Raw genomic sequence first — 26,146 nt, 5'->3', positions numbered from 1 at the left:
AGAATAAGTTGAAACATAGAAATAGGAGGAAGAAAAAAACCAACGTACACATGTCAAGAAAGAATTTTATCTCTATAACGGAGGATAACTATTATTTTGGGCTAAGGATCCTATGCAAGATCATTAGTATTCATAACTCTGAATCCCTAAACAATTCTTTTCGGTTAGACGTGCTTAGCTAATTACACATAATCTTTGAATTGATTAGTACCTAGTCTATTCTAAGAACTTGGAGGTTTTGTGAGACATAGTAGAAATCTGCCGCCACTAAAAATATTATTCAACAGTATAATTATATTTATTAAAATTAAATATAGTATTTAATCCTCCAAATATTGATGAGAAATATATCGGTGTCATCTAATAATTCGAGAAGAAAGCTAAAGTTCCTTTTATTCCTATAGCTATAAATCATCAGCCAAGAGACGCACTATCTATATCTTTATCAGTGCTCACTTCATTCTTGCTTTCTCACAAATACTTCAAATTTTACAAATATATTTTTATTATCAATGTCTAACTTATAACAGGCAGAAAGTGATGCTTATCGTAACTGTCTGGTTTATGCCGAGGACGCAAGAAAGTTATTGTTAACTATTTCAGAAGAATACTAGTTACTGAAAAGATAATTTCTCTAAGTAAATAGCAGGATGTAATCATGGTATACACAATAGATTTGATTAAAATACTGGTTGAACAAGAGCAAATATCTAGGAAAATTATTTTAGTGAACCAGCTTGATATTCCTAATCCTAGAGAAGTATCTGATAATCATGTCAGTTCTTCTATTAATTTAGGAATAGTAATAGCGATTTTAGTGGTGATCTTGATTTGCTGTTCCCCAAACTTTATTAAGCTCTTTCGCAGATCTTTAGTATATTTGCGAAAAGATAGTTGTAATCATTGTCTAAAGTGTAAGTTTTACAATCGAAATGCATACCTTAGTTGTGCTGTTCACCCAGGAAGGGTCCTAACAAGCGATGCACTAAACTGTCAAGACTTTCAATCAAAATAGTGGCGTTAATAGTTTTAGTAACCTCGCATTTTCTACCTCAAATATAAAATAGGAAGTAAGCTGATCAAAGCTAGAATACTTTGTAAAATAAGGCTTGATTTCCCTACTTTCCAATCACCAATACCCAATGTGTATATACCTTTCGCGATACTATTACTAGCTGCGGCTATTAAAATAGCGATCGCACTAATGTTTAGCGCAGTAGACTGACCAGCAGATTGGGTGATACCCATGACGAAAGGATCTACATCCGCGAACCCCAAAATACCAGCTAGGGTGTAGATGCCCGCTTGACCCAAAACCTCAATTGCGTAGTGTGTCAAAACTAGCAACATCACAAATACCCCTGCAAAGAGTAATGCAAATCTTAGCTCAAGTGGATTTTGAGATGTTGCTCGGACTGAGTAAACCTTAGCTGAGCGACCTGTAAATATTAACCATATTCCACCTCCTAAAATAGCGATGCTTGCCACGAGACTCATAGGTCCCCATAGGAGGGCTGCAAGAGACTTATTGAAGATACCCGTTAAAACGATCAAGCGGCAATACATCATCCCTGAGGCGATGAGAATTGCTCCTGCATACCTTCTTGGCAGAGGATCTGAGGTGGATTGTTTGGCAAGGGCCACGGTTGTAACGGTTGAAGAATAAGCTCCACCAATCAACGCAATAATAATCAGAGTCCCTCTCCCCTGAAATGCACGCTGCAACAGATAGCTGGCATAGGAGATGCCGCTTACAGCAATGACGACTAACCAAGTCTTAAAGGGATTGAGTTGAAACTCGCCATAGGCTTGATTGGGCAGAACTGGCAAGATCACAAATGTCAGTAGTAAAAACTTGGTTAATGTAAGAATATCTTCTGAAGAAAATTGGGTAGCCAACTTTTCTAAAACAGACTTTAATTCCAATAAAAATAAACTGGTAATCGCTAAGGTTGCGGCTTCCCAGTAGTGACCAAAGTAGACAAGAGCACCCACCAAATAGGTTGCTAAGCAAGCAATTTCTGAAGTTACCCCTGCATTTTCTACTGTTTGCAACTTATGCCAATACGAAAGAGCCATCAGACCAGCAATGGCTAGAAAACCCATTCCCAATGCGATACTTTGACCGTTCGTCAGAAAGGCGATGCAGTACCCTACTAATCCAATCATTGGGTAGGTACGAACTCCACCAAAAGCATAGCGACCTGTTTGAGTATGATGTCCTTCTCGCTCCAATCCAATTAGAAAAGATAAGAATAAGACCCATAGCAGCTTAAAAACGTTGCTCTGAGGGATGAATTTTAGATGTTGAGTATCCATACTTCTCGTTGAAGTATTAGTGGTCGTTTTTGGAGCTATCGTTCGGGTAGGAAAGGGGGTTCTCTATTCGGGTCTTCAATATTGGTGATGGCTAAGATTTCTGGTTGACATGTGCGGATTGTGACAGTAATTCTTTGAGGCATTGCCTTCATGTCTTTAATAATGTTTGATTGATAACTTGCAGCTTCTGTCGAAGTTTTGAAAGGGCCATAGTAGAGGGTGCTTTGTGGTTCTAGCGTCACAATTTCAATCCACCAAAAGGGGGCCTGTTTTTGGGAATAGATCCAAAGCATACCTAGTTCTAAGTGGCAAAGGTTATTAGAGTGGGAACAAGAATCATTTGCGTTTAAAGGCCTGAGGGGACCTTTTATCCCCCATTCAACTCTTTATATAAAGCACACATCCTAGTTGTTTCCGATACTGTTGGAATGGCCAAGCGATCTCATATAATCTTCGCCGTCAAAGTAGCACTGGCCATTTCATAGGTATGAACCTCCAACTCAGCGTCGGGATAGGTTTCAAAAACTAAGTGATCACCTGGTAATACAGTTCGCTCGAGGAAGTCCTGGGGAATATTGACAATTCGGATAATTTGGGTTCGCTGCATCTCATTGACATAACGACACATCACTTTCTCAGGCAGTTCTGTAATATCAGGACACCTATCTAGTACGCCAGTTGATGCGGATGACATGATGACTCACTCCATCTATGTGGGCACTTTTTCCTTCCGTTCCATCTCATGGATGATTACCAATATTCCAAAGATTAAGGAATAATTATGTGAAAACCATGAAGATCAGCCAACGAATACAGGCCAAATCGGACATTGAAGGGAATCCTAATGTCGTAGCATCAGATCAAAGAATCAGTCACCGGACCCTTTCCTTTCTCAACCAGCATTCGCTAAATCCTTTGTTGTGGCCTGAGATTGCTCCGCAATAATGCACTCTGTGGTCAGAACCATACCCGCAATGGAAGCGGCATTTCGCAACCCAGCACTAGTCACCTTAGCTGGATCGACAATCCCGGCAGTAAACATATCCACATACTGGTTGTTCAAGGCATCATAGCCCGTGTTGAACGGTAAAGTCTTAACCTGCTCTACAACCACCCCACCATTCAGACCCGCGTTCTCCACAATCTGTCTCAATGGAGCAGAGAGGGAACGGACTAGAATCATGGCTCCGATCAGTTCATCACCAACCAAATGTTCAGCAGACCAGTCCTCAAGTTGAGGGGCAAGATGCACGAGGGTTGTACCACCACCTGGAACAATGCCTTCCTCAACAGCGGCTTGAGTTGCGTTAATCGCGTCTTCTAGTTTTAACTTACGGTCCTTCATTTCCGTTTCAGTGGCGGCCCCAACCTTGATTACAGCTACCCCACCAGAAAGCTGAGCTAGACGCTCATGCAGTTTTTCCTTTTCAAAGGATGAGTCTGTCTCATCTATCAGGCGATGAATTTGCTCACAACGCGCTTTGACAGCAGCTTCATTGCTTTCCGAAATGAGGGTGGTATGGTCCTTAGTGATGACCACTTGGCGAGCACGGCCCATCATTTCTAGGGTGGCGTTTTCTAAGGTCAGCCCAGTATCTTCGCTGATGACTTGTCCTCCAGTGAGTACTGCTATATCAGCTAACAGATCCTTGCGGCGATCGCCAAATCCAGGTGCCTTAACCCCAGCCACCCTGACAGTACCTCGTAATTGATTTAGGACAAGGGTTGCTAAGGCTTCTTTTTCAATATCTTCAGCAATTATCACAAGAGGTTTACCCGTTTGTGTAACGTTCTCCAGAATGGGCAGTAAGGCATTCACTAAGGTGATCTTTTTATCCGTTAGTAATAGGTAGGCATCATCCAGAGTCGTCACCATTCGCTCGGCATCCGTTACGAAGTAAGGTGAAATATACCCCTTGTCAAACCGCATCCCTTCCGTGACTTCGACTTCGGTCTGCATTGATTGGCCTTCTTCCAAAGAAATCACCCCTTGCTGACCCACCTTTGCCATGGCAGCAGCAATCATTTGCCCCACAGTTTCATCATTGCCCGCAGCAATGGTCCCAACCTGTGAGATCGCATTGGAATCTTTCACAGGTAGTGCATGTTCAGCAATCTGATCCAACAAAAATTGGGTGGCCTGGTCGATGCCCCGTCGTATTGCCATTGGATTGGCTCCCGCTGCGATATTGCGCAACCCTTCCTTTACCATTGCATGGCTTAAAACAACGGCTGTGGTGGTGCCATCCCCTGCCGCATCATTGGTTTTGGCTGCAACTTGGCGCAACAAGGCTACGCCTGTATTGGCTAAAGGGTTGTCTAGTTCAATTTCCTTGGCAATGGTGATGCCATCATTCACAATTTGCGGGGGACCAAATTTTTGCTCAAGGACGACATTGCGGCCTCTAGGTCCTAAGGTCACTGCCACTGCTTCAGTCAGCAGATCGATCCCTTGCTCTAAGGCATGGCGAGCCGCTGTATCGTATTGAATTGACTTAGCCATCATTCCTTACCTCCAACACGTTGATTCCCTATGTGACAATCGCGAGAATATCTTGAGCTTTGGTCAGCACATAATCTTCATTACCCAGTTTGATATCCGTTCCACTGTATTTGGCATATAGCACCTGATCGCCGACTTGAACGTCGATGGGGGCATAGGAGCCATTCCCAGACCTCAAACCAGGCCCAACACTAACCACCTTTCCCACTTGAGATTTCTCTTGAGCTGTATCGGGCATTAAGATGCCACCTGCGGTTTTTTCTTCAGCCCTATTTACCTTCAGAAAGACACGGTCGCCGAGAGGGCTAACAGTAGAAACGTTGAGGGTTAGAGTGGACATATCCAATCCTCCATAAATTAAAGGGGTCAGTTCATTTGGGTGGGTGAGCAGCACACCAAAAATAGATAGGCATCCAGATCGTGATCAACCTTTAAAGCTTGTTCTGACTCACAATTTCTTGCCAAGCTTTTTCTAGAGCAGTTTGGGCTAGATTGAGGTTACGACTAATTCCATGCTGCAAACTAGCCCATTGACCTTGAAGAAACTCAGTAGCTTCAGCCAAATGGCGCTGATCATACTTATTCGTGGAAGCAAGAGCTTCGCTAACTTGCTGAATCTTGATCTGAATCTCGTATGGTCCGTCATTTAGGTTGAATAAACGCTGTAAGCGATCCGTCATCTCCTGGATAACAAATTTAACCTCGGTAGATTTTTCGCAAATAAAATCCTTTGACCCTTCTGACTCCGGTTTGAGTAGATTTTTTGCTCCTTCTGGAATCAGGAGGGCTTCAGGTGTGTATTTCTCGATATCCCCAGGGAAGAGGATTGCGCGTTCTCCTAGGTAACTGGCAATCTCTCCTGCCAAGATATAAGCGACGATTTCCCCTGTATGCCAATCGAACAGAAAATCTTCTACCCAGCCCAACGTTTCTCCGACCCTAGATCGGACTGGGAGTTGATATCCATGATGGAGATGGGGTGGGGTTGACACTATGAGGGGACGATCAACCGACACGGTCTCTTTGCCCACACTCGCAACTTGACGAAGAGACCAATACCGCTGGCGACTGGATAGATATGTGACATATCCAGACTCGTCAAGCCAGATCTCTTCCACGTTTCCTAGGTGGGAATTAGTGGTGTTCCCAATTGCAGTTAATCCGACCATTTGACTGTAACGGATGATATTGAACATGGGTGTCTCCACGACCGTTCAGTAATGAGCACATGTAATGTTTCAGCGATGTTGTGCTCGTTCGATGGTAATTATTAACATCTCTGACCGCTTTCCCTGTTGGAAGCCTGTGAGAAGATTCTTTATCAATCAAGATATCCTTCATTCCCATAACTTAATGGCGAGAAAACGCTTGAAGTCAAGCGTCATGTGCTCAGGAAGAGGGGGAAGGATTAATCTTGAGGGGCAATTCAGATCCTCTCTAGCCATGAGACTAAAGCGAAAAGTTGAAGACAATGTGAGGGGATTAGATCGTCGCTATTGGGTGCTTACAGCCCTCACAATTTTCACAATATCCCACTCTAGATTGGAGGCTAGATGCCCTCAACTGTAAAGCATTTAGCCCTCAAACATAGGTGTTAGTATGCGCTACCGACATGTGATTATTTCCCGCCACGGCGGACCGGATGTTTTAGAGATAGTTATGGATGAACGACCTGAACCTCGGGCGGGAGAAGTGGGAGTACGGGTATTAGCAACTGGTGTGGCTTTTACAGACGTTTTGATCCGCGAGGGACTCTATCTGGGATTACCCAAAGTGCCCTTTACCCCAGGCTATGAAATAGTTGGGATTGTTGATCAGCTCGGTTCTGGGGTCGCGGGGCTGGATATCGGTCAGCGGATTGCGGCCCTGACTGTGGTGGGGGGATATAGTGAGTACGTTTGTTTACCCGCCCATGAATGTGTTCTGGTACCACCTGAGGTGGATGTTGCCGAGGCCGTCGGTCTAGTTTTGCAGTACGTGACAGCCTATCAGTTACTGCACCGAATTGCTAAGGTTCAATCCGGCGATCGCATCTTGATTCACGGTGCTGCGGGCGGTGTTGGAACTGCGCTCCTGGAGTTAGGTCACCTCGCAGGCTTAAAGATGTATGGTACTGATTCCACAACGAAACATGATCTCATTGCCAATTTGGGTGCCACTCCGATAGATTATCTGCCGGAAAATTTCCAGCCGCAGATTCGTCGTCTCACTCCCAATGGAATGGATGTGGTCTTTGATGCCATTGGGGGGCGTCATTTACTGGGGTCATACCAAACTTTAGCGCCTGGGGGACAACTCATTAGCTATGGGTTTTCCTCAGCGCTATCAGCACATTGGGGAAGGCTGTTGAAAGTCGGGGAGAGTATGGGCCTTCTGACTCTGTTAAGCATCTGGCCGGATCGTCGTAGCGCTGTTTTTTACAACATTACTGATTTGAAGCGGCGTCAACCCAATTGGTTCCGAGACGATTTAACGAGCCTTCTGGATCTACTGGCGGATGGCTCTATTCAACCTATCATTGCCGATCGCCTACCCTTAGCAGATGCAGCGGTGGCCCATAACTTACTGGATCACGCTGCAGTGAGAGGTCAGTTAGTCTTACTGTGTGATGAAACTTTCCGGGCGAATTCATCCAAGCCAGAGAGGAAATCCTCGCCTGTTGATCACCCATCTGCTCGAGGTTAAAGTCGGTTTTCCGATGGTTTAGAACCTCTGAACATGATTATTTTTTATGGTTTGGGAGGTTGTTGTGCCCCTTAGGCTCGCAATTTTATTGGCTCTAGCCCTCTTGTTCATTCTGCATTTTGGGTCCACTTGGCAGTTTCATCGCTCAATTGAGCAACAAGTCCAGGCTCTGAGAATGCTGACCAATGATGAACAGGTCCTTCAACCCCCCAGGTTGATTTGTGCATTGGCAATGCGATCGCATCGTTCAGACTCAGACCAAGGGCCATCTCAGGATAGTCCCACCACTATTCAGATTCACCAAACGGGTGAAATGCGTTTATCCGAGCAGGGAAGGTGGCTACCGTTTACGGCCACCCAAGACTTTGCGATTCGACAACCGGGGTTTGTGTGGCGAGCCATTTTTCGACTTGCCCCCTTTATTCATATCGAAGTAGTGGACAGCTATGTCCAAGGTAAAGGGAGGCTGGAAGGAAGGCTGTTGGGTTCAATTCCCTTTTTAAGGGTGGCAGGACCGAGTACAGATAAAGGGGAGCTAATGCGGTACCTGGCAGAATTGATCTTTTTCCCAGCTGCGTTTCTGAATAATTCAGCGTTACATTGGCACAAACTGAATGAGTTCACCGTAAAGGTTACAAGTGAACCAGACGTAGGAGTCCATTACAATTTTGATCCTAATGGTGACCTCGTTAGTATCACTGCACCGAATCGACCCAGAATGGTTGCAGGACAAGCCGTTGAAACCCCCTGGAGTTGTGTGGTGTCCGAGTATAGGACATTGGGTGGGTACGATATGCCGACCTTTGGTCAGGTGAGCTGGCAATTGGAAGATGGACCCTTTACCTATTGGCGGGGACGCATTACCCATCTTGAGACGGATCCAGGCAATTAATCACTGTTCCAAGCTGAAGTTTGAGCCGATCTTTGTTCAGCCTTGAACCTTGGTTGAAGTACTTGGTTTAGATGTGGCATGGCAGATACTTCAGCCAGCTATTCGCAATCTTTAGTTTAGATGGGCTGAGGGATCTGCCTTTTACTGATGTATAGAACCTCTGTCGTGGCCTGAAGGTGAGTCAGAGATTGGATTATCGACCTCACAAGAATATCAAGACTATTTTCTACTGTAGAAATGAGGATAAACGGCGAATCTCGCTGTGAGGCAATCTTTTTTGCCAGTTTATCGGATTTTATTAGAAGAATAGGAGTGTGATATATGCGAATCCCCTCCGATTTAAAACTATTTTTTCACCCTGTCTATCCAGAATGGGTCACGGTATTGAGCTGGTTATTGATGGCGTTGTTCTTATTGTTGAGCTTTGCCATAATGCTTGGTCGAAGTGAGTCAGAATCAGACTTCCTAGATCCACATTAGTCATGGGCGGACGCTCGATCGTATAATCCGACGCTTTCAAACCAGCTTAAGTCAGTAACGCGAACAGGTGATCGATATGTTTACAATCATGAGATCGAATAAAGACGCTCTTGGGGCTTATTTGACCCGTATGGGTGGATACTCGCTGTTGACCCATGCAGAAGAAGTGTCATTAGGGCAACAAATCCAATCAGCTCTAAACCCACCGCAAGGGATTTCCCAAGCTGAATTAGACCAGATACAGAAACGGGGGAAGCGGGCAAAACACAGGATGATTTGTGGCAATCTGCGATTAGTGGTCACGATTGCTAAGAAATATCAAAAACGGGGAATGGATTTAATTGATCTCATCCAAGAAGGGAGTTTGGGGCTAGAGCGAGCGGTAGAGAAGTTTGATCCTGCTAAGGGATATCGATTTAGCACCTATGCATACTGGTGGATTCGCCAATCTATCACCCGTGCGATCGCAATGCAGTCCCATACCATTCGCATCCCTGTGCATATGACGGAAAAGCTCAACCGCATCAAACGAGTGCGTCGAGAGCTATCCCAAACCCTTGGACGCACCCCCACTCACCAGGAAATGGTTGCCGAATTAGGCATTACATTGGAACAGCTGCAGAAGACCTTACAAGCCGCCCAGATATCCAATCCTGAATCCCTGAATATCCGAGTAGGGAAGGATCAAGAGATGGAGTTAGGTGATTTGTTAGAAGATTTGCAAATGCCCAGTCCTAATGAAGTGGTGGAACAAGATTTCTTGCGAAATGCTTTATGGTCGGCTCTAGCTCAGCTCAATGACAATGAGCGCACTGTTCTTATCCTCCGCTATGGTCTGGAAGATGGGCGAGAACGCTCTCTCTACCGAGTCAGTCAACAAATGGGCATCAGTCGGGAATGGGTGAGAAAACTCGAACAGACTGCAAAATCGAAGTTACTCCAATCGGGTAATCTACAGGACTTTATGGCGGCATAGAGGACTCAAAAGGGACATGCATCTGCATCCAGACAGTGTTCTCCTGCCAAGCTGGCTTTGGCCTGCTGATATTCCTCCAAATGAATGGAGACCGGATTAACCCACCAAATCTCTCGGCAATATTCCCGAATGGCTCGATCTGAAGAGAACCGCCCAATCCGAGCAACATTGAGAATGGCCGTTTTGGTCCAGGTGTCTTGATCTTGAAATGCCTGTCCCACCTGATCTTGGCAGTCAATATATGACTGATAGTCTGCCAGTAAGCAATAGGGATCTGCTTGCAGAAGTTGATCCACTAGGGGTTGAAATAGCGCCCGATTCCCATGGGAAAAATATCCTGAGGCAATGAGGTCGATCGCTTCTTTCAGGGCTGGATTGGTATTATAGAAGGTCTTTGGGACGTACCCTTGTGCCTTAAGGTCAACAATATCTTCACTGGTATGCCCAAATAGGAAAAAGTTGTCAGCCTCCACTGCCTCGCGAATTTCAATATTGGCACCGTCGAGGGTGCCAATGGTTAAAGCGCCATTCATTGAGAACTTCATATTGCCCGTGCCGGAGGCTTCCTTCCCTGCCGTGGAAATCTGCTCCGATAAATCAGCGGCGGGATAAATTCGCTGACTGTTGGTGACATTGAAGTCAGGTAGGAAGACTACTTTGATGAGATCGCAGATGTCAGGATCATGATTTACGACTTCTCCCACCGACGTGATCAGCTTAATGATCAGCTTGGCCATCTGATAGCCAGGGGCAGCTTTGCCTCCAAAGATAAAAGTGCGAGGTGGAACCGCGAGTCGGGGATTGTGTTTGATACGGTTATAGAGCGTAATGATATGAAGCACATTGAGATGTTGGCGCTTATATTCATGAATGCGCTTGGCCTGGATATCAAAAATCGAATCGGGATTAAGAGTCAGTCCTTGGTGAGCTTGAATATAGTCTGCTAGATCCTGTTTCACGGCTCGTTTGACCCGTCGCCATTCTTGGCGGAACGCTGGATCCTCGGCTAAAGATTCTAACCGTTTGAAATCCTCAAGTTGTGTGATCCAAGTTTCACCAATCTCGCGGGTAATCAATTGGGTTAGCCTAGGGTTAATTAATACCATCCACCGACGCGGAGTTACCCCGTTGGTTATATTGGTGAACTTATGGGGCCACAAGTCATAGAAATCTTTCAGGACCCCTTCTTTCAGGAGTTCTGTATGCAATGCTGCCACCCCATTGATGGCGTGACTCCCCACACAGGCCAGATGAGCCATGCGAATTCGTTTGCTCCCGCCTTCTTCAATCAAGGATAAGCGGGCGAGTTTATCTGGGTTACCTAGGTATTTCAGCCGCACCTGATCGAGAAAACGCTGATTAATTTCATAAATAATTTCTAAATGTCGAGGTAAGAGACTGCCAAACAGATTCAAAGGCCAGGTCTCCAACGCTTCAGGCAGGAGGGTGTGATTGGTGTAAGCGAAGGCTTGTTGGGTTATGTCCCAAGCCTTCTGCCAATGAAGCAGATACTCATCTACCAACAACCGCATGAGTTCCGCAACCCCGATCGCGGGGTGTGTATCGTTGAGTTGAATCACAAATTTCTCATGAAAGGTCTCGATCGGGTCACCCCGCAACAGATGAATTTTTAGTAGATTTTGGAGGGAACAAGAAACGAAGAAGTATTGTTGTTCAAGACGCAGTTGCTTCCCTTGGATGGGTTCATCATTGGGATAGAGAACTTTGGTCAGATTTTCGGAAATAATTTTGGCATCGACGGCTCCGTAATAGTCCCCGACGTTAAAGGCTTGAAAATCGAAAGACTCTGGAGCTTCTGCCTTCCAAAGCCGCATCGTGCTCGTGGTGTTTACGCGATAACCGGAAATAGGGGTGTCATAGGGTATTCCATTCACCACTTGGTGAGGTATCCAGCGTACTCGGTAGTCGCCTTGATCATCGGTATAGGGTTCTGTATAGCCCCCAAACTTGACCTCTACAGCGTTCTCTGGACGAGGTATTTCCCAGGGGTTACCCAGACGTAACCATTTATCCGTAATTTCAACCTGCCAACCCTCTCGGATTTCCTGGTCAAAGATTCCGTACTCATACCGAATGCCATAGCCAATCGCTGGAATTTCCAGGGTAGCTAGGGAGTCCATATAGCAGGCGGCTAAACGACCGAGTCCCCCATTCCCCAATCCCGGTTCTTCTTCTTGCGCCAAAATGGATCTCAGATCTAATCCCGAGGATTCCACCGCTTGTTGGACTTGATCATAGATACCGAGATTAACCAGGTTATTTTCTAAGTGAGGGCCTGGTAAATATTCAGCAGAGAGATAACAAACCACCTTGACATCCTGTTCACGGTAGGTTTTGACGGTGTTGATCCAGCGATGCAGTAATCGATCGCGCACCGTATAGGCGACAGCCATGTAGTAGTCATATAGGGTGGCAATTTCTGGGAATTTACCCTGGATGTAATAGAGATTATCTGCGATCGCACGCTGTAGCGTTTCAGAACTCAATCCCGTTCGGTCGTCCTCAATATGAAATGAATCATAAATTTCAGTAATATGCTCTGGAGAGAGTTCCGAAAGACGAAAGGAGTTCTGCGCTCTATTAAGCGAGCGTTGCTCAGATGGTTTATTCATGAACAATTGACGGCATAACGACAATAAAACTTCTTTGGTACAGACTGGTCTGGGCTAATGGATTCCTTCAATATCTAGACAAGACAATACCTTGAGTAAAACGATGCCCATGAACCTTGCGTGCCAAAGTATAGAGACCGAAATAGATTGCAATCGTAGGTTTGTTCGTAGACAGCAATACACGATTCTCTCCACACTCCACCTAAAAATAATTGAACGGGCGGGACGTTGGAATCTGTTGTTTTCACACGGCTAAGAATGCCAAAACAATAAGTGAGAAAGTTGAAGAAATTGTGACGAGAATATATTCAATCCCTCAAGATTGAGTCATTCCGCCTCCCGCAAATATGGGTCAATACGATACGTTAGACCACTCATTGATTGAGTTTTATGCTTCTTTTGCAAAATAAAATCGAGCTGCATTTACAATCAAATGAAAGTAATTGTGGGCAAGTGGGTTCGATGATGCAGCAATTCATGACGTTCCCACTTGAAGCAGCCCTAGATTTGCAACCCCTCATAGCTGCGCCTGATACTCCATTAACAGAAGTCATTGGTCTTACGAGTCGGTCCGCCCTTCATTGCCATTTGATGGCAGATGAGGTTAACCAGCCCACTCTCCCCCAATTGGGAATCGAACAAACGGGTTGTGTACTGTTTGAGGAAGATACTCAAATGGTTGGTATTCTCACTGAACGCGACATTGTTCGCTTAATTGCTGAGAATCGCTCGTTGGGTGAACTCACCGCTGCAGCAGTGATGTCCCAACCCGTCGTAACGTTGGTTGATGATGGGCATTCAACTGTATTCACCGCATTAGAGCGGATGAATCGACAGCACATTCGTCATTTACCTGTGCTGGATCAACAAGGACAGGTGAAAGGACTACTGACCCCTCGCCGAATTCGGAATCTGCTGCAACCGTCTGATTTACTTAAAATTCGTCGGGTAAGGGAGGTAATGACCCCAGATGTGGTTCAAGCTTTACCTACTAACTCACTGTTGCAGATTACCCAGTGCATGAATCTGCAGGGAGTGAGCTGTATCGTTATGGTTGAACCTGCCGATGATCTCACAGAAAATCACTGCCCAATCGGGATTATTACAGAAAGAGATATTGTCCAATTTCAGCGATTGGAGCTGGATTTCGCCCAGACTCAAGCACAAGAGGTGATGAGTACCCCTCTTTCCCTCGTTACTCCAGATGATTCCCTGTGGACCGTCCATCAGAAAATGCAGCAGCAAAAAGTCCGTCGATTAGTCGTCGCTGATGGACATGGAACCTTGCGGGGCATTGTCACCCAGAGGAACTTGCTACCCGTAGACCCTGCTGAAATTTATGAGGTCGTGGAACTACTCCAGCAGCAAATCACGCAACTGGAGACCCAAAATCATCAACTACTCCAAAAACGCAACCAAGAACTGGAGCAGCTGGTGCAAGATCGAACATCGAAATTAGAGCGCCGAGATCTTATGCGACACCATCTGGCTAAAGGTCTGGCAACATCTACTGGTGAGGATTTCTTCCAATCCCTTGTGACACATCTGAATCAAGTACTCCCTGCAGATTTCGCTCATATTGGTCAGCTTGTCAATATAGAGGGCCAAGCAACGATTCGCACCCTTGCGGTGGCAAAGGCAGGACAGCTCCAATCCAACTTTGAATATGCTCTAGCTGGGACTCCCTGTGAGGAAGTCATTGAACAACAATCCTGTATGTATCATCAGGGCGTCCAAGCGGTTTTTCCTCATGATCAGATGCTCAGGGACTTAAGCATAGAAGGGTATTTGGGGATTCCCCTCATCTCTAGTGCTAAGCAAGTAGTGGGATTAATTGTTGTTTTATGCCGACAGCCCCTTGACGATCTGGCGTTTATAGAAGAGGTGCTGACGATTCTGGCCCAGAAAACCACAGCAGAGCTTGAGCGCCAAACCGCAGAAACTGACCGTAATCGGTTCCTTTCAGTTTCTTTGGACCTGCACTGTATTGCGGGCTTTGACGGTTACTTTAAAACCGTCAATCCTGCTTTTATTAGCACTTTAGGCTATTCAATCAAAGAACTCTTGGCTCAGCCTTTCCTTAACTTTGTTCACCCCGAGGATCGGGATGCCACTGTCAGAGAATTAGAGCAGTTGGCAATGGGCACTAATACTATTGCCTTTGAGAATCGATATCGCTGCCATGATGGCTCCTACCGCTGGTTTCTCTGGTCCGCCACACCATACCTTCAGCAGCAACAGATTTATGCAAGCGCCAGTGATATCACTAAGCAAAAAATAATCGAGCAGACCTTAGCCTTGAGAGCCAGACAACAGACTTCAGTGGCTCAATTAGGGGCATTAGCCTTAGCAAGTCGAGATATCGATGGTTTGATGAATGAAATTGTCAGAGTCGTCTCTCAGACTTTGGAGGTGGAATATTGCAAAGTACTTCAGTTACGTCCCGATGGTGAATCGTTATTGCTGAAGGCCGGGGTGGGTTGGCAACCTGGACTGGTGGGTCAGGCCATCATTGGGACTGAGCAAGAGTCCCAAGCTGGTTATACATTGCGGAGTTCTAGGCCAGTCATTGTTGACAACTTGGAGACAGAAACTCGATTTAGCGGTCCGCCATTGTTACTGGATCATAAGGTCGTTAGTGGGATGAGTGTCATTCTTCAAGGGCAACATCAAACGTACGGGGTAATCGGTGCTCATACCGGCCACCATCGTCTATTTAATGAGAATGATATTGACTTTCTCCAGTCAGTGGCCAATTTGTTAGCGCAAGCCTTAGATCGGCACCAAATCGATCAAACTTTGAGACAAAGCGAACAAGAATATCGAACATTGGCAGAAAATCTACCAGGGATCGTTTATCGGGTCTTTCCTGAAGATCACAATAGAATGGTGTTTCTGAATGATCAGTGCAAAACATTAACAGGTAATGATTCCATCGACCTTTCAGTCGGAGAAGTTTGCTCCATTGATCCGATGATTGTGCCAGAAGATCGGCCCCAAGTGGTTACAACCGTACAGGAGGCTGTCTCTTCTCTGATGCCATTTCAAGTGGAGTATCGAATACAGGATAAACAGGATCAAATTCGGTACTTTTGGGAAAAAGGACAACCTATTCCGGCTCAAAATGGTCAACCTCTCCATATAGATGGCGTAATTTTTGATGTCACTGAAGGTAAGCTGGCCGAAGTTGCACACCAAGAAAGTCAACAGCGTCTCAACAATATTCTAGAATCCCTGCAAGATATCGTTTGGTCCGTAAAGGCAGATTCATTTGAGTTGTTGTACCTTAGTCCAGCCGCTGAAGAGATATATGGACGCCCTATTTCAGCATTTATAGATAATTCACAACTCTGGTTACAAGCTATGCATCCCGATGATCGGGCAAAAGTTAGCGGTTTTTCTGAACGTATCCTGGAGACGGGTAGCCAAGAAGTAGAATATCGCATTGTCCGGCCGGATGGGTCGATTCGGTGGCTATTAGATCGGGGCAGGGTGATCAAAGATGCCGAAGAGAGAGTCCTGCGATTGGATGGCGTGGCGACAGATATTACAGAACGCAAGCAATCACAAGAACAAATTTCAGAACTAGCAGCGCTATTGAATGTCGCCACCGATGCCATTCTGGTCCAGGGACTTGATGGTCGGATTCAATACTGGAGCAAAGGTGCATCTGCTCTTTATGGCTGGACTCAGGGGGAAGCGCTTAGTCAAGAAGTTGGCCAGTTACTAGAAGTAACCGACGAGAAAGCAGCAGAAATTGAACAATATGTGAGGCAACATGGAAAGTGGCAAGGCGAACAGCAACAGGTGACTAAATCAGGGGATGCGATCACGGTGATGAGCCGATGGACGTTGGTCAAAGATAGTTTAGGGAATCCCAAAGCCATACTCATTGTCAATACCGATGTCACTCAGGCTAAAAAACTCGAAAAACAATTTTTACGGGCTCAACGACTGGAGAGTATTGGGGCACTTGCTAGCGGAATTGCTCATGACCTCAATAACATTCTGACGCCTATCTATGGAGTAGCCCAGCTTTTACCTTTGCAACTTCCCAATGCCAGTGAACAAATTCAGCACCAGTTTGAGATTTTACAAACCTGTGCACAACGGGGGTCAAAACTGATTACCCAGGTGCTCTCATTTTCCAGGGGCGCAGATGGTGAACGCGCAATTCTTTACATTAAACCCTTACTGAGTGAGCTGAGAGACTTTACCCTAAAAACGTTTCCTAAATCGATTGAAGTATCTACGCATATCCCTGACGATCTTTGGTCGATTCATGCCGATGCGACCCAGGTACATCAAGTCTTTATGAATCTACTCGTCAATGCTCGTGATGCTATGCCAGAGGGCGGTTCTTTGTCCATCCATGCAATGAACTTTCCCCTAGATGAAGCCCTTGCAGCAGATTTTCTCAACGCCCAAGCTGGACCGTACATCTTGATCACCGTTACAGATACTGGAATTGGAATTCCTCCTGAACTACAGGAACAGATTTTCGAGCCCTTCTTTACTACCAAGGAACCTGAGGGAGGAACCGGATTGGGGCTCTCGACGGTCAACAAGATTATTCAAAGCCATCATGGATTTATCACCGTCTACAGTGAAGTTGGTCAAGGGACTCAATTCAAAGTCTACCTCCCTGCTATTGAATCAGTCAGCAGTCTAGAGGAAGAAGAATTAGAGTGTCCTAACGGGCAGGGCGAGGTCGTTTTAGTCGTTGATGATGAAGCTCCGATTCGAGAAGTGGCCCAGAGTATGTTGGTAAAGCACAACTATCAGGTCATGGTTGCAGCTGATGGTATTGATGCCATTGCTCAGTATGCTCAACATCATACAGAGATTGATGTTGTATTGATGGATATGCAGATGCCAACACTCAGTGGAGAAACTACCATTCAAACACTGCGAAAAATCAATCCTCAGCTTAAAGTCATCGTGACCAGTGGCCTCTTAGTTGATGAGACATTTGCTTTATCCCTTGGACAGTGTGTTAAAGCCTTTCTTCAGAAACCTTTTTCTTCGGATACCTTGCTCAGAATGTTACAGAATATCCTGCAAGAAAAATCACAGGATACAGAGACCGAAGCTTCTGCTAATAAAAGTGACTAGAAGATATTTTTAGATGAGGAGGTTAAGGTGACACAGGATCCTCTGCCGGTTGGTAAATTACCCTCACATCTATTGGCCCACCTTCTCTCTCAAACTCCCATTCATGATCCTCAAGTCTTATTGGGGCCAGGCATTGGGCATGATTGTGCTGTCGTCGATGGAGGAGCAAAGTTATGGGTCATTAAATCTGATCCCATTACCTTTGTTACAGATGACATTGGCTGGTATGTCGTCCAGATTAATGCTAATGATATTGCCACAACAGGAGCTACTCCCCGCTGGTTGATGGCCACTATTCTTCTCCCCGAGCAGAGGACCACTGCAACTTTGGCTGAACGCATTCATCAGCAAATTTACACGGCTTGTCAGGAGATCAATGTCTCTTTAATTGGGGGGCATACTGAAATCACCTATGGCATAGACCGACCCATCGTTGTCGGAACACTGATTGGTGAAGTGGCGCGAGATAGCCTTATTACTCCTCGCGGTGCTAAGCCTGGTGATCGCATTTTGTTGACTAAAAGTGTACCCATTGAAGCTACGGCAATCTTAGCTCGCGAATATTCTGAACAAATCAGTCAGGCGTTAACTTCCGATGAGCTGACTCAGGCGAGGGGTTATCTCTATAAGCCTGGTATTAGTGTGCTCCGTGATGCCCAACTTGCAAACCAAGCTGGACAAGTCTCGGCGATGCATGACCCGACTGAAGGGGGGTTGCTAGCAGCTCTTTGGGAGCTAGCCCAGGCCAGTAACTGTCAATTGGTAATCGACCTTGAGAAAGTGCCAATATCAGACCTCTCGGCCCATATTTGCCGTGTTTTCAAGATTGATCCATTGGCTGCGATTGCTTCTGGAGCGCTTTTACTCACAGCTCCCCAACGGGATGCACCATCAATTTGCCGGACCTTAAACACATCTGGTATTCCCTGTTGCGAGATTGGTGATGTTCAATCCGGCAATGCCACCGTATGGTCTAGAACAGCCTTGGAGAAGGAACGGCTACCTTGTCCTAGTCGAGATGAGATCGCAACAGTGATCAGTCCTTAAGCTCTTGTACTTCTAGAGAGAGGGGACCGTTCCAAATAGCCCGAATAAGCCAAGAATCATTCCTATGCGTCCCAGCACAATTAGGTTTGTATAGGTCTGGGAAGTCTGAATGATCTGATACCGCCAGAGCGCGAGGGCATAGCTTAACAACATCAAAATGGCACAACATCCAAACAAGGCCGGATGGGCCATGGTGAGTCGTGCGATGGCTAGGGGAATCGAAATGAGCAGTAGCCCTATTAATCCCCAAGCGATTGAAAATGCCGGTGTTAGTCCCCATAGATTTGCAATGGTATTTACCCCCCGTTGTTGATCTCCCTCTGCATCGTGAATATCCCAAACAATTTCTTTAGCCAAAATATAGAAAAACAAAAAGATACTCGGATAGAGCATTGCCCAAGGGCGTTCCGCAACTAGGCTAGCGAAGAAGATTAAAGCCGCAACAATCATTGATACAACACCGTTGCCTAGAATTCCGCTGATATTCAATATAGGGGCATAATTCCAAAGCAGCAGAGCACTGATAGCCACTACAATCCAGCACGATAGACCAAGAGGGATTGCTGCGCCTAAAGCAATACAGAATAGCATCACTGCAATCCACCACGCATGATGAGGTAGCAGAGTGCCAGAGGGAAGGGGGCGTTCAGGATGGTTGATACGATCTTTTTCAATATCATCGAAATCATTGATGGCAAAGGCTCCAGCCGTCATACATATCAATACTGTGGCTGTCTGTAGATAGACCCAAACTGATGTCTGAGGTTGTAGCACAAATACTGAGAGACAGCTCGCCATAGCCGCTAGAACACTGAGTGTGGGACGGCAGAGTTGAGCGACCCCCTGAACCAGGTTAGGAAAATTAAATTGTTTGGGAGAGGAGGGAAGGGTAACCATCATTCACCTCCGAATTTAGCGTTGACGTTCTCTAGGTATGTCTTGGTGGGTGTAAGTCTTTCGGCTCAGAACTCTGTTGGTGTCTGCCAATCACAGAGTTGAGTAGGAGAACGCATTTTCACGGTTGGATATTGATGGAATCCGTCCATATCCAACTTCACTTCATCAAATCGAAGCCAATTGACTCTTCCGGACTGTTCTCTGACGCTGCGAACAACATAGCCATTTTGCAGGGTTAAGTGCTGATCTAATCGCCAGGTGTATTGTGACGTTGTGATTGGAGGCCAAGGGTGACCTGGCCAAGACAATGCCAACCCCTGCCCTCTCACCCGGTTCTGTTCTGCTTTACCTTGAACACAGATATAGGTTCCAGAATGGGGGAAACCGTAATATCCATCCACGTATTCGCCCCGCTTAGCAAAGGTAAAGCAAACCCCATTACCATCCCGCCCATCTTTAGGTTCGGGCAGACTACAAACTTGATAGTTCCCATCCGCCAGTAATTCCAGTCGCCAGGTTTGAGAAGTGGCCAGGGTTGGAACAGACGGATGCTCAGTGACATTCATAGGGGATGAAACAGTCGTGACGATTAAAGGGATGCCCATCATCGCCAATATCTGGAGCAGGGTTATTGCAAACATCCTCTCACCTCCACAATGATTGGGATGAGCAATGCAGCTTTAGTTACATTTTTAGCCTATGCCATAAACTTGAAGACGCTATGACGATTGAGTTTGCTGGTTTAGCCGGTTGATCGGCCAGTTTGAACTTCCATCCTCACAAGTTCCTCAATATTGATCCGTTTATTGAGTCAAAAGGGAAGTGGTTGAAGCCCTGGCAGCCCTCATAAGCTCTTCAACTTTAAGCCCTATCGTCAAGGTGATGAGTATAAGGATGCATCTTCATGAACGCTTCACCAGCCGTTCCCCAACCCACTAAACCCCATTCAATCTTAGTGATTGGTTATGGAAACCAGCTTCTTTGTGATGATGCCATTGGCCCTCGGATTGCAGATGAGGTCGCGATTTGGCGTCTTCCTCAGGTAAGATCGTTAACCGTTCAACAACTCACACCTGAACTAGCTGCAGAACTGGCGAACACAGAAACCGTAATCTTTATTGATGCCTGCCGTATGGACCCCGATCAGGCGGTCAGAATTACACAAATTTCCCCTAGGGGAATGGAAACCACGGGTAGCACGGTCCCTTCCATGGGGCATACTTGTGATCCGCGCTCATTACTCGCTTTAACCCACTCAGTCTATGGGCATCATCCCCAAGCCTGGTGGGTAGAAGTCAAAGCCATCGAATTTGCTGTGGGTGAGCATCTGTCCACCACGGCAGAGGAAGGCATTGCAGAAGCACTGGACGCCATTCAAGAACTTATTCAGTTACAGCTGGATTCTGTTTCCAGTTCAATCAAGCCTCATGCATGAAGTGAGTTTAATGCAAACCACCTTAGACATCGCCTTCGACCATGCAGCTCAACAAGGTGCTCAGCATATCCACTGGATTAAGCTGCGGGTCGGGGAATTGTCGGGTGTGATTCCTGAAGCCCTCACTCTCGCCTTTGAAATCGTTACGGCTGGCACAATGGCTGCGAATGCTCGACTTGAAGTAGAAACGGTGCCCGTGATGTGCCACTGTTCAGCTTGTGATCTGGATTTTCAGCCCACTAGCTGGGTGTATGTTTGTCCCACTTGTCATCAGTTCACTACCGATTTGCGTCAGGGCAGAGAACTGGAGCTAACAGCAATGGAGGTTTCGTAGGATGTGTGAAGATTGCGGCTGTAGTGCTGGATCTGTCCAGATTCATCAAGGCCATGACCCTCAATTGAACCAAGCAGGAACAAGCATAGAGGCTCCCAGCGTTCGCCACCTTGACCTTCATGCCAAGATTCTGGAACACAATGATCGCATTGCTAATCAAAATAGAGTCCTGTTTCAGCACCAGGGCTGGTTAACGGTGAATATGCTATCTTCGCCGGGTTCGGGGAAAACAGCTTTGATTGAGCGACTCGCCCAAGATAAACGGAATGATTGGCAAATTGGAGCCATTGTTGGCGATTTAGCGACGGATAATGATGCCCACCGATTAGGCCATGCTGGGGTATCAGCCGTTCAAATTACAACGGGGACAGCATGCCACTTAGAAGCCAGGATGGTGAGCCACGCTTTATCCAAACTCCCGCCCAAACCTTGGGATCTCCTCGTGATTGAAAATGTTGGCAACCTCGTTTGTCCCGCTGCGTTCGATTTAGGAGAACAAATCAGAGTCGTCATCTTGTCTGTCACCGAGGGCGAAGACAAGCCCCAAAAATATCCAGCAATGTTCAAGTCGGCTCAGGTCGTTTTGATCAATAAAACGGATATTGCGGAGGCTGTGGGATGGCAACGGGACCTTGCGATCTCTTCGCTCCAACAAATCGCTCCTCAAGCTACCCTATTTGAGGTATCGGCTCGAACGGGAGCGGGTATGGATGCTTGGTATGCCTATTTGGATCAATGTCGCCAAGACCTAAGCAGACCTTCGTTTCACCCCCAAAACTCACAAGTTTTACAGATTGGCAGACTATCCTCAAACTAACCCACAACAGTTGCTAACCAGTCTAGCTGGGTTAGTTAAAACTGTTTAGAACGGTAAGGATGATTCATATGATCTATTTACCCGTTTCTCTACTGCTGTTTCTCTTATTTTTACTGTTCCTACCCTTCGTCTGGTTGGTATTGACGATTGATGTCGTTCAACTTGCCGCTGCAAAGTTAGGATTTACGCCTCAAGTGGCCCTCGCACTATTGGTCTTAGTTATTTTGGGTAGCACGATCAATATCCCTCTTTATCGCATGGACTCACCTGTGTACGCGATGGATAACTTTTTGATGTACTACCAACGTCAATTCTGGGGGATTCCATTGCTCAAAATGAGACAAACAAAGGTCGTAGCCCTGAATGTGGGGGGTGGCTTAATTCCCATTATTCTGGCCATTTACCAATTTAGACAGGCTAATCCAGCAGCCATCTTGCTGATTACATCTATCGTGACCGTTGTTTGTTTCTATGCCGCCCATATCGTCCCTGGAATTGGGATTACGATGAACCCATTACTCGCCCCTTTGACTGCGGCATTAACGGCAATGTTATTGGGAATAAATCATGCTCCAGCGACGGCTTTTGCTGGAGGTATCATAGGAACCTTAATCGGTGCAGATTTATTACATCTAAGGGATATAACAGCTATGAGCGGCGGTGTCCTCAGTATTGGCGGCGCCGGGGTTTTTGACGGAATTGCCCTTTGTGGTTTGTTGGCGCTTTTGCTGACTTAAAGATATGACGGTTTTTGTGAGGCGAAGCACTATGGAAGTGACCACCGTTGTCCTGCATGTCCCTGAACATACAAATTTAATCTTGGGCCAAAGCCATTTCATCAAGACAGTGGAGGATTTATATGAAATTATGGTCGGAACTTGCCCTCAGGCAAAATTTGGTCTAGCGTTCTGCGAAGCATCAGGGCCTTGTCTGATCCGGTTTGCGGGCAACGACCCTTCACTCCAAGATATCGCTGTCAGTAATGCTAAGAAAATCGCCGCGGGTCATAGTTTTATTCTATTGATGCAAGATGCTTTTCCCATTAGCGTTTTGAATGCGATTCAGCAGTCCCCAGAAGTCTGCACCATTTACTGTGCGACGGCTAATCCTGTAGAAGTGATCCTGGCCAAGACGGACCAAGGCGCTGGGGTATTAGGTGTGATCGATGGCTTCTCTCCCAAAGGAGTGGAAGGAGAAGAAGACATCTTGGAGCGTCAAGATTTTCTTCGCCAAATTGGCTATAAATTTTAGCCTCCTCAATCAAAGCAGCCTGGTTATGGATGATCGAGGGAATGGATATTTGATGATGACCCATCAGCGCCTCCAACTAACGATTCAAGGAGCCGTTCAAGGCGTTGGGTTTCGGCCATTTATCTTCCGTTTAGCGACCCGATTGAAACTCAGGGGTTGGGTGTCGAATGATACCCAGGGGGTGGTGATTGAAGTGGAAGGTGGCCCTGAACGGTTGAACCAGTTTCTCGCTCAACTCCAAGCCAATCCCCCTGTTCTCGCTGAAATTGAGACTATCAAGCAAAAGTGTATTCCACCTTTGGGTGAGCACACCTTTACGATTCGTCCCAGCCAAAACGGCCCTAAAACCACCCTCTTGCTGCCGGATGTCGCTACGTGTGCCGATTGTCTCCGTGAACTGTTCAACCCTAGCGATCGCAGATACCGCTACCCGTTTATCAACTGTACGCACTGTGGTCCGAGGTATAGCATTATTCGAGCCTTACCCTACGATCGCGGTAATACCGCAATGGCGAGCTTTCACATGTGTCCCGATTGCTTGTCAGAGTATCAGAATCCCTTATCTCGCCGATTTCATGCTCAACCGATTGCCTGTCCTACCTGTGGCCCCATCGTTGAAGTAGGGTATTGGCAGAAGGAACGTTGGGTTAGCAATCAGCTTCAGGGACAGGCCGTTCAACAAAACCAGGAGGGGATAGCGGAAAAGACGGAGGGACTTGGAGCTATCGGGTTAGCTGCTGTAGCCCTTCGTCAGGGTCTGATCGTCGCGGTAAAAGGAGTGGGGGGCTTCCATTTGTTAGTCGATGCTCGCAATTCGGATGCAGTAAAGCGGCTAAGAACGCGCAAGAAGCGCCCCAATAAACCCTTCGCCTTGATGTACCCATCTTTGGAACGGGTCAAACACACCTGCGAAGTATCTGAACTGGAGGCGGAGCTGCTGCAATCGCCCAAGGCCCCCATTGTTTTACTTCAGCGAAGACACCTCTCACTGGCAGACCCAATTGCCGATGAAGTCGCCCCAGGTTGCTCTCACCTGGGCGTACTGCTACCTTACACTCCGATTCACCATCTCCTGATGGCCGACCTCGACTTCCCCATCGTTGCTACCAGTGGCAATCTCAACGGTGCACCCATCAGCTTCAATGGGGAAAAAGCCTTGGATGACCTCAAATCTATCGCCGATCTGTTTCTGATCCAGAATCGCCCTATTTTGCACCCTATAGATGACTCAGTTGTCCAAGTTATCAATGGGCAAACTCAACTCCGCCGCCGTGCCCGAGGATATGCGCCGCTCCCTCTATCCGTCACTTTTCCGTCTCATCATTCCAGCCCCAAAGGCTTATCGGCAACGCCACAATCTACCCGACCCCCAAAACGCCCTACGATCCTCGCGGTGGGTTCTCATCTAAAGAACACCATTGCCCTCTCCTTAGACGATCACGTTTTTATGAGTCAACATCTGGGGGATCTGGACACCGTGCCCTCCATCGACCGTTTTCAGCAAACCCTTCAGGCGTTACTTCAGCTCTACGAGTGCCAACCTAACCTGGTCGCCTGTGATGCTCATCCAGATTATGCTTCCACCCAAGCTGCCCAAGCTTTAGCTCAGCAATGGCAAGTTCCCTTATTATCTGTGCAACATCACTATGCCCATGTGTTGGCCTGTATGGCAGAGCAGCATTTAGCAGCTCCTGTTCTGGGAATTGCTTGGGATGGGGCGGGTTATGGATTGGATGAGACCGTCTGGGGCGGAGAATTTCTGCAAATCACACCAACTGGGTTTGAGCGGGTCGGCTACTGGCGTCCCTTTTTCTTACCCGGTGGTGACCAAGCCGCTCGTGAGCCCAGACGAACGGCGATGGGGCTGCTCTATACCTGCTTTGGGGGCGAGATTTTTGAGTGGGAAGGCTTAGCGCCCTTGAAGGCTTTTTCCCAGCCGTCTGCCCAGGTATTGCAGTCAATGCTGGATCGGTCTCTGAATACCCCTCTGACCTCAAGTGTGGGGCGATTCTTTGATGCGATCGCATCCCTCACGGACCTGATGCAAACCACCCATTTTGAGGGGCAAGCAGCGATGGCCTTAGAGTCTATCTTGGGCAGGGTTGCAACGGAAGACGACTATCCTTTCCATCTCTCCTCTTCATTGCCCTTCGTGATGGATTGGGAACCGATGCTGATAGCCATTCTGGCCGATATTGACCAGGGCGTTGATACTAGCTGGATCTCCACTAAGTTTCACAATACTTTGGTTGAAATCATTGTCCAGATCGCCCATCAAATCGGCGAGCCATATATCGTGCTCACGGGCGGATGTTTTCAAAATCAATATTTGAGTGAAAAAGCCATCCACAGGTTGCGGGAAAACCAGTATCGCCCCTACTGGCATCAGCAAGTCCCTACTAATGATGGAGGGATTGCCCTTGGACAAATCATGGCTGCCCATCGCCACTATGCGGGACGCTTTCCCAAGGTCAATGAGACTTTTGACAGACAACAGCCCTTTGTCGAGGCAGATTCACCATGTGCTTAGCGGTACCCGGCCAGATTGTCAGCATCTTGGATCATGATGACCCACTGTTACGGGCGGGGAAAGTGAGTTTTGGAGGCGTTCTGAAGGACGTCAGCCTTGCTTATGTTCCCCATGCGGAGGTGGGTGACTATGTCATTGTCCATGTGGGGTTTGCTTTGAACGTTATTGATGTTGAAGAAGCTGAGCGGACCTTACAACTCTTGGACAATATCAGCCCACCTGTCTAAGGGAA

22 protein-coding genes are annotated in these 26,146 nt (G+C 46.8%); 13 read left to right on the top strand and 9 right to left on the bottom strand.

The window, feature by feature from the left end; all coding sequences use genetic code 11:
* Positions 1-1,047 precede the first annotated feature (1,047 nt).
* The 6 genes from AM1_RS34305 to AM1_RS34280 form a co-directional block, all read right to left on the bottom strand.
* Positions 1,048-2,319, bottom strand: a complete 1,272-nt coding sequence (locus AM1_RS34305) for an MgtC/SapB family protein (RefSeq protein WP_010476531.1) — start codon at positions 2,317-2,319, stop codon at positions 1,048-1,050.
* Positions 2,320-2,354: 35 nt separating this feature from the next.
* Entirely contained in the window at positions 2,355-2,612 is a 258-nt protein-coding gene (locus AM1_RS34300; protein WP_012167679.1) for a DUF1816 domain-containing protein, read from the bottom strand.
* A gap of 149 nt (positions 2,613-2,761) precedes the next feature.
* Positions 2,762-3,013, bottom strand: a complete 252-nt coding sequence (locus AM1_RS34295) for a DUF1830 domain-containing protein (RefSeq protein ID WP_012167680.1) — start codon at positions 3,011-3,013, stop codon at positions 2,762-2,764.
* Between the two features lie 198 nt (positions 3,014-3,211).
* Complete coding sequence (gene groL, locus AM1_RS34290; RefSeq protein WP_041661416.1) at positions 3,212-4,822, bottom strand: chaperonin GroEL; 1,611 nt, start codon at positions 4,820-4,822, stop codon at positions 3,212-3,214.
* A 28-nt stretch (positions 4,823-4,850) separates the two neighbouring features.
* Positions 4,851-5,162 carry a co-chaperone GroES gene (groES, locus tag AM1_RS34285; RefSeq protein ID WP_012167682.1) on the bottom strand — a complete coding sequence of 104 codons (312 nt, stop codon included), beginning with the start codon at positions 5,160-5,162 and terminating at the stop codon, positions 4,851-4,853.
* Between the two features lie 91 nt (positions 5,163-5,253).
* The gene (locus tag AM1_RS34280) at positions 5,254-6,018 is read right to left on the bottom strand and encodes a PRC-barrel domain-containing protein (protein WP_010476539.1); all 765 of its coding nucleotides are present in this window, start codon (positions 6,016-6,018) and stop codon (positions 5,254-5,256) included.
* A 403-nt stretch (positions 6,019-6,421) separates the two neighbouring features.
* On the opposite strand from AM1_RS34280, the gene AM1_RS34275 reads away from it, so the two are divergent.
* The 4 genes from AM1_RS34275 to AM1_RS34265 all read left to right on the top strand — a co-directional run bounded on the left by AM1_RS34275 (position 6,422) and on the right by AM1_RS34265 (position 9,855).
* Entirely contained in the window at positions 6,422-7,507 is a 1,086-nt protein-coding gene (locus tag AM1_RS34275) for a medium chain dehydrogenase/reductase family protein (protein WP_012167684.1), read from the top strand.
* 64 nt (positions 7,508-7,571) lie between these two features.
* Positions 7,572-8,399, top strand: coding sequence for a DUF6544 family protein (locus AM1_RS34270; protein WP_236619049.1), 828 nt, complete (start codon positions 7,572-7,574; stop codon positions 8,397-8,399).
* Between the two features lie 321 nt (positions 8,400-8,720).
* Positions 8,721-8,879: a hypothetical protein gene (locus AM1_RS42690; protein ID WP_012167685.1), complete on the top strand. Its 159-nt coding sequence runs from the start codon at positions 8,721-8,723 to the stop codon at positions 8,877-8,879.
* Between the two features lie 76 nt (positions 8,880-8,955).
* A complete protein-coding gene (locus AM1_RS34265; RefSeq protein ID WP_012167686.1) occupies positions 8,956-9,855 on the top strand; it encodes a sigma-70 family RNA polymerase sigma factor in 900 nt (299 codons plus the stop codon).
* A 5-nt stretch (positions 9,856-9,860) separates the two neighbouring features.
* Here AM1_RS34265 and AM1_RS34260 read toward each other — a convergent pair whose 3' ends face one another.
* Positions 9,861-12,488 (bottom strand): glycogen/starch/alpha-glucan phosphorylase, encoded by a 2,628-nt coding sequence (locus tag AM1_RS34260; RefSeq protein WP_012167687.1) that lies wholly within the window; start codon positions 12,486-12,488, stop codon positions 9,861-9,863.
* A gap of 477 nt (positions 12,489-12,965) precedes the next feature.
* Between AM1_RS34260 and AM1_RS34255 the strand changes: the two genes are divergently transcribed.
* A complete protein-coding gene (locus AM1_RS34255; RefSeq protein ID WP_238549376.1) occupies positions 12,966-17,603 on the top strand; it encodes a PAS domain-containing protein in 4,638 nt (1,545 codons plus the stop codon).
* A 27-nt stretch (positions 17,604-17,630) separates the two neighbouring features.
* A complete protein-coding gene (locus tag AM1_RS34250; RefSeq protein ID WP_012167690.1) occupies positions 17,631-18,650 on the top strand; it encodes an AIR synthase family protein in 1,020 nt (339 codons plus the stop codon).
* 12 nt (positions 18,651-18,662) lie between these two features.
* Here AM1_RS34250 and AM1_RS34245 read toward each other — a convergent pair whose 3' ends face one another.
* Both AM1_RS34245 and AM1_RS34240 read right to left on the bottom strand, forming a co-directional pair.
* The gene (locus tag AM1_RS34245) at positions 18,663-19,550 is read right to left on the bottom strand and encodes a geranylgeranylglycerol-phosphate geranylgeranyltransferase (protein WP_238549375.1); all 888 of its coding nucleotides are present in this window, start codon (positions 19,548-19,550) and stop codon (positions 18,663-18,665) included.
* A 62-nt stretch (positions 19,551-19,612) separates the two neighbouring features.
* Entirely contained in the window at positions 19,613-20,188 is a 576-nt protein-coding gene (locus tag AM1_RS34240; RefSeq protein ID WP_010476550.1) for a hypothetical protein, read from the bottom strand.
* Between the two features lie 263 nt (positions 20,189-20,451).
* Here AM1_RS34240 and AM1_RS34235 point away from each other — a divergent pair, with 263 nt between their 5' ends.
* The 7 genes from AM1_RS34235 to AM1_RS34205 all read left to right on the top strand — a co-directional run bounded on the left by AM1_RS34235 (position 20,452) and on the right by AM1_RS34205 (position 26,141).
* A complete protein-coding gene (locus AM1_RS34235) occupies positions 20,452-20,982 on the top strand; it encodes a hydrogenase maturation protease (protein WP_012167692.1) in 531 nt (176 codons plus the stop codon).
* Positions 20,975-21,316: a hydrogenase maturation nickel metallochaperone HypA gene (gene hypA, locus AM1_RS34230; RefSeq protein WP_010476553.1), complete on the top strand. Its 342-nt coding sequence runs from the start codon at positions 20,975-20,977 to the stop codon at positions 21,314-21,316. The genes AM1_RS34235 and hypA overlap by 8 nt, the downstream gene beginning before the upstream one ends.
* A gap of 1 nt (position 21,317) precedes the next feature.
* Entirely contained in the window at positions 21,318-22,133 is an 816-nt protein-coding gene (hypB, locus tag AM1_RS34225; protein WP_012167693.1) for a hydrogenase nickel incorporation protein HypB, read from the top strand.
* Positions 22,134-22,201: 68 nt separating this feature from the next.
* The gene (locus AM1_RS34220; protein ID WP_041661415.1) at positions 22,202-22,870 is read left to right on the top strand and encodes a DUF1614 domain-containing protein; all 669 of its coding nucleotides are present in this window, start codon (positions 22,202-22,204) and stop codon (positions 22,868-22,870) included.
* A gap of 31 nt (positions 22,871-22,901) precedes the next feature.
* Positions 22,902-23,384, top strand: coding sequence for an adenosine-specific kinase (locus tag AM1_RS34215; protein ID WP_012167695.1), 483 nt, complete (start codon positions 22,902-22,904; stop codon positions 23,382-23,384).
* A gap of 25 nt (positions 23,385-23,409) precedes the next feature.
* Positions 23,410-25,914, top strand: a complete 2,505-nt coding sequence (gene hypF, locus AM1_RS34210; protein ID WP_012167696.1) for a carbamoyltransferase HypF — start codon at positions 23,410-23,412, stop codon at positions 25,912-25,914.
* Positions 25,905-26,141, top strand: a complete 237-nt coding sequence (locus AM1_RS34205) for a HypC/HybG/HupF family hydrogenase formation chaperone (RefSeq protein ID WP_012167697.1) — start codon at positions 25,905-25,907, stop codon at positions 26,139-26,141. The genes hypF and AM1_RS34205 overlap by 10 nt, the downstream gene beginning before the upstream one ends.
* Positions 26,142-26,146: the final 5 nt, after the last annotated feature.

Source organism: Acaryochloris marina MBIC11017, from assembly GCF_000018105.1.
In the GTDB taxonomy this organism is placed as follows: domain Bacteria; phylum Cyanobacteriota; class Cyanobacteriia; order Thermosynechococcales; family Thermosynechococcaceae; genus Acaryochloris; species Acaryochloris marina.
Note: the sequence above shows the minus strand (reverse complement) of the source record. Positions and strands in the feature narration are given on the sequence as shown.

Coding starts and splice junctions, on each gene's coding strand:
- AM1_RS34305 (WP_010476531.1), bottom strand. CDS start 2,319: ATGGATACTCAACATCTAAAATTCATCCCTCAGAGCAACGTTTTTAAG.
- AM1_RS34300 (WP_012167679.1), bottom strand. CDS start 2,612: ATGCTTTGGATCTATTCCCAAAAACAGGCCCCCTTTTGGTGGATTGAA.
- AM1_RS34295 (WP_012167680.1), bottom strand. CDS start 3,013: ATGTCATCCGCATCAACTGGCGTACTAGATAGGTGTCCTGATATTACA.
- groL (WP_041661416.1), bottom strand. CDS start 4,822: ATGGCTAAGTCAATTCAATACGATACAGCGGCTCGCCATGCCTTAGAG.
- groES (WP_012167682.1), bottom strand. CDS start 5,162: ATGTCCACTCTAACCCTCAACGTTTCTACTGTTAGCCCTCTCGGCGAC.
- AM1_RS34280 (WP_010476539.1), bottom strand. CDS start 6,018: ATGTTCAATATCATCCGTTACAGTCAAATGGTCGGATTAACTGCAATT.
- AM1_RS34275 (WP_012167684.1), top strand. CDS start 6,422: ATGCGCTACCGACATGTGATTATTTCCCGCCACGGCGGACCGGATGTT.
- AM1_RS42690 (WP_012167685.1), top strand. CDS start 8,721: ATGCGAATCCCCTCCGATTTAAAACTATTTTTTCACCCTGTCTATCCA.
- AM1_RS34265 (WP_012167686.1), top strand. CDS start 8,956: ATGTTTACAATCATGAGATCGAATAAAGACGCTCTTGGGGCTTATTTG.
- AM1_RS34260 (WP_012167687.1), bottom strand. CDS start 12,488: ATGAATAAACCATCTGAGCAACGCTCGCTTAATAGAGCGCAGAACTCC.
- AM1_RS34255 (WP_238549376.1), top strand. CDS start 12,966: ATGACGTTCCCACTTGAAGCAGCCCTAGATTTGCAACCCCTCATAGCT.
- AM1_RS34245 (WP_238549375.1), bottom strand. CDS start 19,550: ATGATGGTTACCCTTCCCTCCTCTCCCAAACAATTTAATTTTCCTAAC.
- AM1_RS34240 (WP_010476550.1), bottom strand. CDS start 20,188: ATGTTTGCAATAACCCTGCTCCAGATATTGGCGATGATGGGCATCCCT.
- AM1_RS34235 (WP_012167692.1), top strand. CDS start 20,452: ATGAACGCTTCACCAGCCGTTCCCCAACCCACTAAACCCCATTCAATC.
- hypA (WP_010476553.1), top strand. CDS start 20,975: ATGCATGAAGTGAGTTTAATGCAAACCACCTTAGACATCGCCTTCGAC.
- hypB (WP_012167693.1), top strand. CDS start 21,318: ATGTGTGAAGATTGCGGCTGTAGTGCTGGATCTGTCCAGATTCATCAA.
- AM1_RS34220 (WP_041661415.1), top strand. CDS start 22,202: ATGATCTATTTACCCGTTTCTCTACTGCTGTTTCTCTTATTTTTACTG.
- AM1_RS34215 (WP_012167695.1), top strand. CDS start 22,902: ATGGAAGTGACCACCGTTGTCCTGCATGTCCCTGAACATACAAATTTA.
- hypF (WP_012167696.1), top strand. CDS start 23,410: ATGGATGATCGAGGGAATGGATATTTGATGATGACCCATCAGCGCCTC.
- AM1_RS34205 (WP_012167697.1), top strand. CDS start 25,905: ATGTGCTTAGCGGTACCCGGCCAGATTGTCAGCATCTTGGATCATGAT.